Annotated in this window: 9 protein-coding genes; 6 read left to right on the forward strand and 3 right to left on the reverse strand. The window is 73.0% G+C overall.

Annotated features, from left to right (window positions below; all coding sequences use genetic code 11):
- Positions 1–644: 644 nt before the first annotated feature.
- From OHA55_RS23205 to OHA55_RS23230, 6 genes are all read left to right on the forward strand, one after another.
- The gene (locus tag OHA55_RS23205; protein WP_266709306.1) at positions 645–2,819 is read left to right on the forward strand and encodes a SpoIIE family protein phosphatase; all 2,175 of its coding nucleotides are present in this window, start codon (positions 645–647) and stop codon (positions 2,817–2,819) included.
- Positions 2,820–2,954: 135 nt separating this feature from the next.
- Complete coding sequence (locus tag OHA55_RS23210; protein WP_266709307.1) at positions 2,955–4,985, forward strand: LamG-like jellyroll fold domain-containing protein; 2,031 nt, start codon at positions 2,955–2,957, stop codon at positions 4,983–4,985.
- Between the two features lie 333 nt (positions 4,986–5,318).
- Positions 5,319–5,999: a TetR/AcrR family transcriptional regulator gene (locus OHA55_RS23215; RefSeq protein ID WP_266709308.1), complete on the forward strand. Its 681-nt coding sequence runs from the start codon at positions 5,319–5,321 to the stop codon at positions 5,997–5,999.
- A gap of 705 nt (positions 6,000–6,704) precedes the next feature.
- On the forward strand, positions 6,705–7,868 hold the full coding sequence (locus OHA55_RS23220) for a DegT/DnrJ/EryC1/StrS family aminotransferase (protein ID WP_266709309.1): 1,164 nt from the start codon (positions 6,705–6,707) through the stop codon (positions 7,866–7,868).
- A complete protein-coding gene (locus OHA55_RS23225) occupies positions 7,865–8,974 on the forward strand; it encodes a Gfo/Idh/MocA family protein (RefSeq protein ID WP_266709311.1) in 1,110 nt (369 codons plus the stop codon). The genes OHA55_RS23220 and OHA55_RS23225 overlap by 4 nt, the downstream gene beginning before the upstream one ends.
- 31 nt (positions 8,975–9,005) lie before the next feature.
- Positions 9,006–9,671, forward strand: coding sequence for an HAD-IA family hydrolase (locus OHA55_RS23230; RefSeq protein ID WP_266709313.1), 666 nt, complete (start codon positions 9,006–9,008; stop codon positions 9,669–9,671).
- A 357-nt stretch (positions 9,672–10,028) separates the two neighbouring features.
- Here OHA55_RS23230 and OHA55_RS23235 read toward each other — a convergent pair whose 3' ends face one another.
- From OHA55_RS23235 to OHA55_RS23245, 3 genes are all read right to left on the reverse strand, one after another.
- Positions 10,029–10,784 (reverse strand): hypothetical protein, encoded by a 756-nt coding sequence (locus OHA55_RS23235; protein ID WP_266709315.1) that lies wholly within the window; start codon positions 10,782–10,784, stop codon positions 10,029–10,031.
- Between the two features lie 77 nt (positions 10,785–10,861).
- Complete coding sequence (locus tag OHA55_RS23240; RefSeq protein WP_266709317.1) at positions 10,862–11,665, reverse strand: shikimate dehydrogenase; 804 nt, start codon at positions 11,663–11,665, stop codon at positions 10,862–10,864.
- On the reverse strand, positions 11,658–12,842 hold the full coding sequence (locus tag OHA55_RS23245) for a 3-deoxy-7-phosphoheptulonate synthase (RefSeq protein ID WP_266709319.1): 1,185 nt from the start codon (positions 12,840–12,842) through the stop codon (positions 11,658–11,660). The genes OHA55_RS23240 and OHA55_RS23245 overlap by 8 nt, the downstream gene beginning before the upstream one ends.
- Positions 12,843–12,859: the final 17 nt, after the last annotated feature.

Below are 12,859 nucleotides of genomic sequence, written 5' to 3' on the forward strand. Positions count from 1 at the left end.
GCGATGTGGATGGAGGGCGGGTTCGGCGGGCGATCGTGGTGCACACGGAGCGCGAGGTCGTGAGGAGCCGACGGAACCCGGCGTTCCGGGGGCCGTTTTCTTTGGCCAATGCCTCACCCTGCGGATTCAAGCGCTTGCGGCGGTCATCCCCCCTCCTTCCCTGTCCTACCGAGACCGCCGAACGGGTGTATTCGGTGGTCGTGCGGAACCGGACTTCGAACCTTCGCGTCACCATGCGTGACACCCAGTCAACCCCGGGCGAGCGACTGAGGGAAGTCGCCCGTGACCGAAATTGTATGGTGCCGCCGAACGCTGGTGACTTTATGAGCGGTTGATGACCGTCATAGTCCACTCCGTGGCGTTGCGGCTTCCATGTGACGGGTTCGCCCCACCCGCCCCGGGAGCTTCTCGCGCACCCTGGGGCCGATGGCCCGAAAGCTTCGGCCCCTTCCCCGGAATCCGGCGTTCCACCGCGGAAATCCTTGGGAATGCTGCCCTCCGGCGATCTTTCGCGGCCTGTCCGGCGCACGCCCGCCGCCCGTTCCCGCCCGTCCTCCGTCCGTACGTCCCCCGTTGGCGCGAGCGCGTCGGGCGTCCCAAGGTGGGGTGACGCGAAGTCGTGTTCGAAGGGCGGTGGTGGAGCAGTGCCGGACGACGACCTGCCGTCGGCGGTCCCCTCGGGAGACCCTGCACCCACTGCCCTGCTGCACGCCCTGGTGACCGCCCCCGTCATCCGCACGTACGTCGTCGACCGGGATCTGCGCATCGTCCGGACCGGCGCACTGACCTTCGGCGAGGCCCCGGAACAGGTGGTCGGGCGACTGCTCACGGACGTGTTCCGGCTCGACGACCCCGCTGCGGCGGCGCGCGCCCTGGAACTCGGCACCACGGGGACCCCCGCGGCCGACGAGTTCCGAGCGCCCCGGCCGTCCGAGCGGCCCCCCTCCGCCCGGACCGAGTACCCCGGCGAGGGAGAGGCCGGGCCCGTCGGCGTCGTCCGGGCGTACCGCACCGACCCGGCCGGCACCGACCGCACCTTCGCCGTCGCCTTCCACGCCCTGGCCGCCGACACGGACCCCGGGGCGTTGCCGGGCGCCGCCGAACCCGGACCCACGGCCCTGCTCGTGCTGGCCGCCGACATCACCGCCCAGGAGCGCAACGCCGCGCGCGCCGCGGCCCTGGACGCCGTACGCGAACGGGTCGGCCAGTCCCTCGATCTCGCCGTCACCTGCGAGGAACTCGTCCTGGCGCTGGTACCCGGCTTCGCCGACATCGCGGTCGTGGAGATCGTGGACGACGTCCTGCGCGGCGCCGACGCTCCTGCGGGCCCGCCCGCCCGGGGCACGCCGCTGCGCCGCATCGCCTTCCGGGGCCCCCTCGGCAAGGACGGGGCCGCCCACCCGGTCGGCGACGTACGGGAGATGCCGCACCCGACCCCGTACTCCCTCTCGCTCGGCGACCTCCGCCCCCGCCTGGTGCAGCTCACCCCCGGCCTGCCCTGGTACGAGACCGACCCCGACCGGGCCAGGTCCATCGAGGAGTTCGGGTCGCACTCGATGATCGTGGCGCCCCTGGCGCTGCGCGGCACCGCGCTCGGCGTGGTCAGCCTCTACCGGTGCGGCGGGAGCGAACCGTACGAAGAGGGCGACCTCGCCTTCGGGGTGACGCTCGCCGCCCACACCGCGCTGAGCGTCGACAACGCGCGGCGCTACGAACGCGACCACACCGTCGCCTCCACCGTCCAGCGCAGACTGCTGCCGTCGGGCCCCGCGTCCCCGATCGCCGTCGACACCGCCCACGTCTACCTGCCCGGACGCAACAGCGGCAGCTGGTTCGACACCATCTCCCTCTCCGGCGCGCGGACCGCCCTCGTCGTCGGCCGGGTCCACGGCCAGGGCGTCCAGACCGCCACGACCATGGGACAACTGCGCACCGCCGTACGTACGTTGGCGGCGCTCGACCTGTCGCCCGAGGAACTGTTCTCGCGGGTCAACGACATCGCCGTCCAGCTCGCCGAGGAGCGGGCCGCGCTCCCCGTCGGCGACGCCCTGCGCAACCGGCCCCTCACGGCGACCTGCCTCTACGGGGAGTACGACCCGTTCACCCGACTCTGGACCGTGGCACGGGCCGGGGCGCCGATCCCCCACGTCGTCCGTCCGGACGGCTCCCCGCAGCTCTTCGACCTGCCCGAGGGGCCACCGCTCTCCGCGACCGAGAACACCCCCTTCGCCACCGCCGAGATCCCGCTGGAACCGGGCAGCCTCGTCGTCATGCACAGCGGCGGCAACAATCTGCGCGAGCGCCCGGGCCGGCGCCCCATGGAGGAGGTGCTCGCACCGCCCGACCGGGACCTTCGGGAGATCGGCGACGCCATCCTGTACAACTACCCGCCCGTCGTCCCCCCGGAGGGCGCGGTGCTGCTCCTCGCCCGCCCCACGGTCGCCGCCTCCGCCCAGGTGGCCACCATCGGACTGGAGGACGACCCGGGCGCCCCGGCGAAGGCACGGACCGCGACCCGCGCACACCTCGCCGAGTGGAAAGTCCCCAAGGACGCGCTGTACGCGATCGAGCTCATCGTCAGCGAACTCGTCACCAACGCCGTGCGCTACGGCACCCCGCCGATCTCGCTGCGCCTGGTCCGCACCCACACCCTCACCTGCGAGGTCCGCGACGCCAGCCTCGTCGCCCCCCATCTGCGGCACGCCCGGCTCGGCGACGAGGGCGGCCGGGGCCTCTTCATCATGTCCCAGCTCGCCTCCCGCTGGGGCACCCGCTACACCCACGACGCGAAGATCATCTGGGCCGAGGTGGAGCTGTAGGAAGGCTCCGTACCAGGTCATGCGGTTGGCGAAGTTGTCGGAGTGTTGGGCAGCCGGTCGCCGGTGCGACATCCGCCCGCACCGGTGGCCTTTCTAGCGTGCGTGCATCCACTTCTTTCGTTGCTGGGAGCACGTATGCACACCACCCCTGACGGCGGCCCCGACGCCCCGGAGCGGAGCCTGTCGACGGAAGCGGCCGCGCACTCGGCCGGCTGCGGCTGTCCGCGTACCGCCGATCTCGAAGGCGAAGGGCTCGCGGCCAAGAGCCGGAGAACCTTCCTGCGCGGCGCCGGCGTGCTCGGCGCGGGCGTGGCCGCCACGGCTACCGGACTGCTGGGCGGCGCGACGCCGGCCTTCGCCTCGGACAAGGACGCCTCCGACGCCCACGGCCGCGGGAACGCCAAGGGCCGCGGCTCGCGCGGCACGTGGAGCCCGGACCCGGAGAACCCGCGGTTCACCTTCGTCGTCATGCCGGACACCCAGTACATGTTCGACATCGACCGGATCCACCCCGCCCCGATGGAGGCGTCCTTCCGTTACGTGCTCGACCCGGCCGGGCGGGCCGGCGGGAGGGACGAGAACATCGTCTTCCTCGCGCACCTCGGCGACGTGACCAACAACGGTCACGCCGAGGAGTACGCCGCCGTGACCAAGGTCTTCGACATGCTCGACGACGCGGGCGCCGCCTACGGCGTGCTGGCGGGCAACCACGACGTGGGCGGGGACGACCAGCGCGGTTCGACGCCGTACCTCGACACCTTCGGACCCGCCCGGGCCAAGAAGTCGCCCGCGTACCACTCCTCCAGCCCCGACGGCTACAACACCAGCCACATCTTCCGTGCCGGTGGCCGCAGTTGGATGGTCCTCTCCCTCGACTGGCGCATGTCGGCGGCGGGCTTCGCCTGGGCCAACGCCGTCATCAAGGAGAACCCGACCCTCCCGGTCATCGTGACCACCCACGAGATCGTCGGCTCGTACGACGACGGCTCCGCCGAACTCTCGGCGTACGGCCAGCAGATGTGGGACGGGCTCATCAAGGACAACGACCAGATCTTCCTCACCCTGAACGGCCACTACTGGCCGCCCGGCTCCACCGTGAAGAAGAACAGCGCCGGCCACGACGTGCACCTGCACATCACCAACTACCAGGACCGCTACTACGGCGGCTCCGGCATGCTGCGCTCGTACCGCTTCGACCTCAACCGGGGCAGGATCGACATCGCGACGTTCTCCCCCTGGATGCGGGAGCGCGCCGCCGAGGACGAGCTGAACGCGGCCGCCGCCCAGGAGATCGAACTGACCTCACCGGTCGACTACTTCTCCATGGACATCGACTTCGAGAAGCGCTTCGCCGGCTTCGCCCCGGTCCCGGAGCGGGCACCCCGCGCGGCCCGCCGGATGGTCGTCCCCGGCACCTTGGCCTACTGGCGGTTCGACGGCTCCGGTTCCGAGGGCGGCAACCTGCCCGTCGGCACGGTCGTCCAGGACCAGGCGGGCAACGGCAACGACCTCGTCCTCCAGCAGGTCCCGGGTGCCGCGGCGAACGCGCTCACCTGGACCGGCGACCACCACCCCGACCAGCCCGGACACGGCGGCCTCGTCTTCGCCGGCCAGGGCAACCCGGTCAGCGGCGCCTTCCTCCGTACCGTGGACAGGGCGCCGATCAACGCGGAGACCTTCCCGCACGGCTACACCATCGAACTGTTCTTCAAGGTGCCCGCCGACTGGAACGGCGGACGCAACGGCTGGTCCTCGATGCTCAGCCGCGCGGGCACCGCCGCCGAGGCCGGCAAGAACGGCCCGGGTTCGACCGCGGACGAGCCGGTCATGACGCTGGGGCTCAGCGGTTCCCTGGAGATCCAGTGGAACGCCTACCCGCTCAACATGACCGGGGCGACCACCGCGTGGAGCCACCTGCTCCAGCAGCAGGAGTGGTGGCACGTCGCCGTCGTCAACGACGGCAAGGTCAGCAAGTTGTACGTCAACGGCTGCGAGGAGGGCCGCAACCCCACCTCGAAGGCGGTCGGCCTCGCCTCGCTGCACAAGCCGTTCCTCGTCGGCGGCTACGAGTGGGCCGGCAAGGCCAACCAGGTCTTCCACGGCACCCTCGGCGACGTCCGCATCGTCGACCGGGCGCTGCGGGTGGACCAGTTCATGAACGCCTGATCCGCGGAGCGGCGCCCCCGGTACGGAACGAACTCCAGGGGTGCCGCCCCGCGTGCCCCTGACGGCCGCGCTTCCGGGCGGCCCGCGCCCGGGGAGCCTTGCGGGCGAGCCGGGCGAGCCGGGCGAGCCAGGCGGTGCGCCGGCGCGTTGTCGGTCGGCGTGCGTCGGTCGGCGTGCGGCGTCGGCGGGTGGTGGAATGCTCGGACTCCCGTCGCGCCAGGGTCAGTTCGCAGGTGTGGTGGTGGGGGGCGCGGGGCCGGATCAGTGCCGGGCGGACGGGGCCGTTCGGGTAGCGTGGCCGTTCGGACCCCCATGCCGAGAAGGGAATCTCCCATGCCTCCGCACGCCGCCGATCCCGCTCCGGTCCCCGTCCCCGCTCCAGCCCTCGTACCGCGCCGCGCCGACGCGCGACGCAACTACGAGCGACTGCTCGACGTGGCCGGGGAGACCTTCCGCGCGCAGGGGGCCGACGCGCCGCTGGACGAGATAGCCCGGCGTGCCGGGGTCGGCAAGGCCACCATGTACCGCCACTTCCCGACCCGCCGGGACCTGATCATCGCGGTCTACGCCGACGAGACGGCCGAACTCAACCGCAAGGGGCGAGCCTTGCTGTGCGAGGAGAACGTTCCGGGCGAGGCCCTCTTCGGCTGGTTCCGGCATCTGGTGGAGCACCTCGCGGGCAAACGCGACCTCGCGTTATGGGCGGCCGACGAACCGGACGCCCATCAGTCGGAACGCTTCGGGCACTGGCACGACTCCCTGCGCGCCTGCGCCGCCGCGCTGCTGGACCGTGCCCAGCGGGCGGGCGACGCGCGCTGCGACCTCCGCGCGGACGACCTGATGCTGCTGGCGAACGGCATAGCGCTGACCGGATCGGACGCGGAGCGCGCCGCACGGCTCATCGGACTGGTGCGCCAGGGGCTCGAAGCGTGTCCCGGAAGCCCGGACGCGGGTCCGGACGGGGTCCTGGACAGGGCTGCGGGCGCGTCCGGGCAGGTGGCGCCCGGCGCCTGACAGAGGTTCTGGGGAGGTAGGGGGTTGGGTGCCGGCATCCTCGCGATTACTGTCCTCGCGTGGGCGTGCCACCGCCCCGGTGAATTTCCCGGGGCGCGCCCCGCCGGTGTCCGGCCCATCCGTGGTCCACGGCCCGTCCGCGCGCGCAGCGAATGGACGGCCGGAGAAATCGGGTGGGGCGGCCGCAAAGGAATTCCTCCGGCGCCCTGCGCACGTGAACCCCTTATGTACTCACGTTTGCCGTGCGGCTCGCGCCGCCGAGGCGTTCCCGCCTTTCCGGGCCGGCCCGGCCGTCGCCGGCCGGCCGCCCCCGCGCGCACAAGGCCCTCCCCGCGCAAGGCCCCCGCGCGCCAACCGTATGTCGCGCATACCGCCCATCGCGCACACCGCTCATCGCGCACACCGCCCATCGTGCGCAACGCCCCGCGCGCACTGGGTCCTTGCGCGATGGGGCCTATGTGCAGCACCCCTGCGAGCGACCCGCAGCCGCCCTGAACGGTCCGCCCGGCTCCGGCTCCGGCCGCGACCCGGGGCGGCCGCGGCGGAGTCCGTCCTCCCCTTACCGGAGGTTTTACTCAATTCTGCCGCGCCTTTTTCTGTTTTCGTTCACTGGGGGGTCATAGGGGTTCGCGTAGGGGAATGACGGGATAATGCGTCGCGAGTAACGTCTCCGGCAATGAGAAGTTCCGGAGAAAGGTTATGGCGATGACTGATTCTGCTGGAGAACTCGACTTCCCCGCGTGGCCGCAGTACGGCGACGAGGAGCGCACCGGGCTGATCCGCGCCCTGGAGCAGGGGCAGTGGTGGCGGATGGGCGGAAGCGAGGTCGACACCTTCGAGGAGGAGTTCGCGAGCTTCCACGGCGCGCCCCGCGCGCTGGCGGTGACCAACGGCACGCACGCCCTCGAACTGGCCCTGGAGGTACTCGGGGTGAAGGCGGGCGACGAGGTCATCGTGCCTGCGTTCACCTTCATATCCTCCTCGCAGGCCGCGCAGCGCCTCGGGGCGACAGCCGTGCCGGTCGATGTCGACCTCGACACGTACAACATCGATCCCGAGGCGGCCGAGCGCGCCGTGACGGACCGGACCCGGGCCATCATGCCGGTCCACATGGGCGGTCTGGTCGCCGACATGGACGCCCTCGGCAAACTCTCGGCGGACACCCGCGTCCCGCTGATCCAGGACGCCGCGCACGCCCACGGCGCCCGGTGGCGGGGGAGCAGGATCGGGGAGCTCGGCAGCGTCGCCGCGCTCAGCTTCCAGAACGGCAAGCTCATGACGGCCGGCGAGGGCGGAGCGGTGCTCTTCCCCGACACCGAGTCCTACGAGCTCGGCTTCGTGCGGCACAGCTGCGGGCGGCCCCGCGCCGACCGCACGTACCGGCACGCGACCTCGGGTTCCAACTTCCGGCTCAACGAGTTCTCGGCGAGTGTGCTGCGGGCCCAGCTGAGGCGTCTGGACACCCAGATCGACACCCGCGAGCAGCGTTGGCCCGTGCTGTCCGGCCTGCTGTCCTCGATCCCCCGGGTGGTGCCGCAGCGACTCGACGACCGCTGCGACCGCAACCCCCACTACATGGCGATGTTCCGGGTCGAGGGACTCACCGAGGACGGGCGCAACGCCCTGGTCGACGAGTTGATCGCGCGCGGCCTGCCCGCCTTCGCCGTCTTCCGCGCCGTCTACCGCACCGACGCCTTCTGGGAGCACTCCGCGCCGCAGGAGACCGTCGAGGAGATCGCCGCGCGCTGCCCGGCCGCCGAGACCCTCAACGCCGAGGGCATCTGGCTGCACCACCGCACCCTGCTCGGCACCGAGGCGCAGATGCACCGCATCGCCGAGATCGTGAGCGACGCCGTGGCGGCGCTGTGAGCGAGGCAGGTCCCACCCGCGTCGCCGTCGTCGGGCTCGGCTGGGCGGCCCGGGAGATCTGGCTCCGGCGCCTCCAGAGCCATCCCGCCTACGAGGTGGTCGCGGTGGTCGACCCCGACGCGACGGCCCGGGGCGCGGCCCAGGCCAGGTACCCCGGTATCGCCGTGCTCGGAACCACCCGGGACCTCGACCCGGCGGCGGTGGATCTGGCCGTCGTCGCGGTCCCCAACCACCTGCACGCGGAGGTCGCGGAGGGCCTGCTGGAAAGGGGCCTGGCCGTCTTCGTGGAGAAGCCGGTCTGCCTCACCTCCGCGGAGGCCCAGCGGTTGGCCGAGGCCGAACGGGCCGGCGGCGGACTGCTGCTGGCCGGCAGCGCGGCCCGCCACCGGGCCGACGTACGAGCCCTGTACGCGGCGGTGCGGGAGATCGGTCCCGTCCGGCACATCGAGGCGTCGTGGGTACGCGCCCGGGGCGTGCCCGCCGCCGGCGGCTGGTTCACCCACCGTGAACTCTCCGGCGGCGGGGCGCTCCTCGACCTCGGCTGGCATCTCTTCGACGTGGTGGCGCCCCTCCTGGGGCACGCCTCCTTCGACCAGGTGGCGGGCGCCTTCTCGGCCGACTTCGTCGCGAACGGGGCCGCCGCGGCGGGCTGGCGTCAGGACGGCGCCGGCAGGGGGGCCGCGGTGGACGTGGAGGACACGGCCCGCGCGTTCCTGGTGACCGACGCCCAGGTGTCCGTCGCTCTGCGCACCAGCTGGGCCTCGCACGAGCCCTTCGACGTCACCTCCTTCGCCGTCGAGGGCAGAAGCGGCAAGGCGGCCCTGCGCTGCACCTTCGGATTCAGCCCTCAACGCGAGGGCGGCTCCCGGCTGGTGGTCACCCGCTACGGCGAGGCGGCCGACCGGCCCCTTCCCGAGGAACCCATCGGTGTCGAGTACGACCGGCAGCTGGACGAACTCCAGTCCCGTCTGCGCGACCCCGGCTCCCGGAGCGTGGCTGCCGAGGACACCCTCCGCACCATCCAGGTCATCGAGCGCCTCTACGCCTCGGCGCGCTCAGAGCTCTCCGCGCCCCACCCGGACGCGGCGGGCGTGCCGCAGCGGTGAACCCCGCGCGGCGTTCCCCATGAGGAGAGAGATGAACAACCGCCCACTGACGGACACACCGCGACACATCGTCTTCGACATGGACGGCGTCCTGGTCGACAGCTTCCCGGTGATGCGCAAGGCGTTCGCCGTCGCCTACCGCGAGGCGGTGGGCGAGGGACCCGCGCCGTTCGAGGAGTACACCCGGCATCTGGGCCGGTACTTCCCGGACATCATGCGCATCATGGGTCTGCCGACCGCCCTCCAGGAACCCTTCGTACGGGAGAGCTACCGGCTGGAGGGCGAAGTCCCCCTCTTCCCCGGGGTGAGGGACCTGCTGAGGGAGCTGAACCGCCGGGGCGTGGAACTCGCGGTCGCCACCGGCAAGAGCGGCGAGCGCGCGCGCTCCCTGCTCCGGCGCCTGAACGCGCTCCACCACTTCGCCCACGTCATCGGCTCGGACGAGGTCGCCCACGCCAAGCCGGCCCCGGACATCGTGCTCCGGGCCATGGGCCTGATGGGCGCGAACCCCGCCACCACCGTGATGGTGGGGGACGCGGTGACCGATCTCGCCAGCGCGCGCGGGGCGGGGATAGCGGGCATCGCGGCGGTGTGGGCGGAGACCGACGAAGCCGCGCTCCTGGCCATGCGCCCGGCCGCGGTGCTCCGGAGCCCCGGCGAGCTGCTGGAACTGATCGGCCAGACCGCCGCCCGCTGAGAACCGTCCGGTGGGCACCGTCCGCCGGGAACCGACGGATGAGCACCGTCCGCCCGGCCACGTCCGGTGGGCCGTGGCCGGGGAAACCCCCCGCCACGGCCCACCGGACGTTCCGGGTGGAGCCCCGGGGATACGGAGCCCCGGGGATACGGAGCCCCGGCGAGCCGGATGTCGCGGGGACGCGCCGGCGCGACGGTGATCCCCCTGAGGGCTGTCCCGTACGCGGGATGCGCGCAGGGGGACGTCCGCACGCACACGGCGTGCGGACGTCCCCCTGTGCGGCGCGGCACACGGACCGGCCCCGCACCTCCTCCTCGGGTTCTGACGGTCCTCGGCCCGGACGACGGTACGAGGACCTCAGGCCACCGCGGGCTCGCGTCCGGAGAGGGCGCGACGGAGCGCCAGCGCAGCACAGGACTCCGCCTCCGGTGGCACACCGAGTATCCGGTGCACGTGCCGGGCGTGCCCGAACCAGTGGAAGGGGAGCACCGGGAGGCCCCGCTCCGCGCTCTCCTCGGCGAAGGCCCGTACCGCCCGGTCGTACCCCGCCCAGGCGGTGTCCTCCGGGCCCCCGGCGCCGGACCCGGACACGTCGAGTCCGTCCGCCGCCGCGCTCAGCCGGGTCCTGACGGCGGGGGTGAACGGCATGCTCCAGTACTGCCAGCACTGGAAGAGGAACGCGCCCCGCTGTGCCTGCGGCAACAGCCCGGTGAGGAGCCGCAGATGCCGGGCGGCCGTGGCGGCCTGCGCGGAGGGGGACAGGTCCGCCGCGCCGGGGACGGCGGCGGCCAGTTCCTCGCCGAGGGCCGACAAGCGCCGGACGGTGCCGTCCTCGGGGCGGCCGGGACGGGCCAGGTGCAGCCGGACCCCGAGGCCGGCCGACTCGGTGCGCAGCCGCATTTCGAGGGCGTCGATGACCTCGGGGCCCGCCCGCAACCAGAGTTCGGCGGAGACCGGTGCGCGCACCCCGGCCACCGGGACCGCCGTGGCGGCGGAGGCGAGCTGCCCGTGGACCAGCCCGGGAACCAGCGCGGCGACTGCCGACACCGCGTGCGGGTCGGGCGGTGCGCCCGGCTCGCCGGTCAGACGGACGGATAGCCAGTCGCTGTTCATTCCGGAGTCCTCGCGTCTCTCGATGGGCGGAAGTCGAAACCGTGCCGTGGCCCGGACCTGCGGAGCCCGGCCCGAAGTCAGCGCAGGTCGAAGAACTCCCGGTAGGAGTCGACCTGCTGCTCCAGCATGTGCAAACCGTGGTGGACCTGGTGGCCGCGCCGGGCCGCCGCGCGCAGCAGCGCCGTCTCGCGCGGCTCCATGATGATGTCGGCGACCAGACAGGACGGTGCCAGCGCCGACAGGGGCAACGGCAGCGGGTCCTGCGCGCGCATGCCCAGAGGGGTCGCGTTGACGACGATGTCCGCGTCGCCCAGGGCCTCCGGCACGGTGGCCGCCGAACGTCCCGGCCAGTATCGCTCCAGCCGGGCGAGCAGCGCGGACAGCCGGGAGGCGTGCGGGTCGTGCACCGCCAGCCTGCTCACCCCCGCGGTGAGCAGGGCCGCCGCGATGGCGCTGCCCGCGCCTCCGGCGCCGAGCAGCGAGACCCGGCGCCCCTCGGGCCGGTGCCCCGCCAGGCGGAGCCCGCGGACGAAACCCGAACCGTCGAAGTTGTCGGCGTGCCAGCCGCCGTCGGCGTTCCGCCGCATGGCGTTGGCGGTCCCGGTCACGGTGACGGTGGTGCTCTCGGTGTCGGCCAGCGCGCGGGCGGCGGCCTTGTGCGGGACGGTGACGAGCAGGCCGTCCAGGTTCTCGACGGAAGACAGCCCGCGCACGGTCGCGGCCAGGTTCTCCGGGGCGACGTGCACCGGGACCAGCACGGCGTCCAGGCCGAGGCGGTCGAAGAGCGGATTCATCAGGCCGGGAGCCTTCACCTGGGCGACCGGGTCGCCCAGCACCGCGTACAGCCGGGTCGTGCCGCTGACCGGCACTCGCTCAGCCACGGCTGCCGCCCCGGTGGTCGTGGAGGAGGCCGCCCACGGCGTCGGCGACCCGATGGGCCTGCGAGGAGTTGAGACGCGGGTCGCAGAGACTGTCGTACCGGGCGACGAGCGAGGCGTCGTCATCGGCGGACGCCCCGTCCAGGCATTCGGTGACGTCCTCACCGGTCGCCTCCAGGTGCAGTCCGCCCGGGTGGGTGCCGAGTTCGGCATGCACCTCGAAGAAGCCCCGGAGCTCGTCCAGCACGTCCTCGACCAGCCGCGTCTTGTACCCGCTGGGCGACTCGCAGGTGTTGCCGTGCATCGGGTCGCACGACCACACCACCGGATGGCCGGCCGCCCGGACCGCCGCCACCAGCGGAGGCAGCGCGTCCCTGACCCGGCCCCGGCCCATCCGGGAGATCAGGGTGAGCCGGCCCGGCACCCGGTCCGGGTCGAGTCGGCGCGCGTACTCCACCGCCTCCTCCGGCGTCGTACCCGGTCCGACCTTCAGCCCCACCGGATTGGCGAGCTGCTCCGCGAAACCGATGTGTGCCCCGTCGAGCTGCCGGGTGCGCTCACCGATCCACAGGAAATGCGCCGAACCGCTGTACAGGGCGCCCTGGTCACCGTCGCCGCCCGGTCGCAGCAGGGCGCCCTCGTAGTCCAGCAGCATCGCCTCGTGGCTGGAGAAGACCTCTTTGCCGGTGCGGGCCAGCGCCCGCACCCGGTTCATCGCCATGGCCGCGTGCGTGTGCGCCAGCACCATCCGCCGCGGATCGGCGGTCCGCGCGACGGGGTCGGGCTCGAAGGAGTTGACGATGTCGCCCCGGTAGACGGGCAGTCCCAGGGCGTCGGTCGGGGCCGACCGGGGCTTGGCGTACTGGCCGCCCACCCGGCCCACCGTGACCACCGGAAGTCCGCCGCGCCGGGCGAGCACCCCCGCCATGTCGAGCAGGCACCGCAGGGTGGCGTCCACATGGGACTCGGTGTTCCCCGCGAACGTCTCGGCGCAGTCGCCCGACTGGAGGAGCAGCGCCTCGCCCCGCGCCACCGCCGCGAGCCGCCCGCGCAGCCGGTCGGTCTCGTCCGGCGTCACCAGGGGAGGCGCGGATCTGAGGACCGTCACGGCGGCCCGCACCGCCTCGGCGTCCGGCCAGGCCGGCTGCTGGGCAGCCGGCCTGGCCAGGACCTCGGTCATCCGCGGGCCGCCGTCGA

This window comes from Streptomyces sp. NBC_00102 (assembly GCF_026343115.1).
In the GTDB taxonomy this organism is placed as follows: domain Bacteria; phylum Actinomycetota; class Actinomycetes; order Streptomycetales; family Streptomycetaceae; genus Streptomyces.

Excerpts from the sequence above, each read along its gene's own strand:
- OHA55_RS23210 (WP_266709307.1), top strand. The coding sequence starts at position 2,955 with ATGCACACCACCCCTGACGGCGGCCCCGACGCCCCGGAGCGGAGCCTG.
- OHA55_RS23215 (WP_266709308.1), top strand. The coding sequence starts at position 5,319 with ATGCCTCCGCACGCCGCCGATCCCGCTCCGGTCCCCGTCCCCGCTCCA.
- OHA55_RS23220 (WP_266709309.1), top strand. The coding sequence starts at position 6,705 with ATGACTGATTCTGCTGGAGAACTCGACTTCCCCGCGTGGCCGCAGTAC.
- OHA55_RS23230 (WP_266709313.1), top strand. The coding sequence starts at position 9,006 with ATGAACAACCGCCCACTGACGGACACACCGCGACACATCGTCTTCGAC.
- OHA55_RS23235 (WP_266709315.1), bottom strand. The coding sequence starts at position 10,784 with ATGAACAGCGACTGGCTATCCGTCCGTCTGACCGGCGAGCCGGGCGCA.
- OHA55_RS23245 (WP_266709319.1), bottom strand. The coding sequence starts at position 12,842 with ATGACCGAGGTCCTGGCCAGGCCGGCTGCCCAGCAGCCGGCCTGGCCG.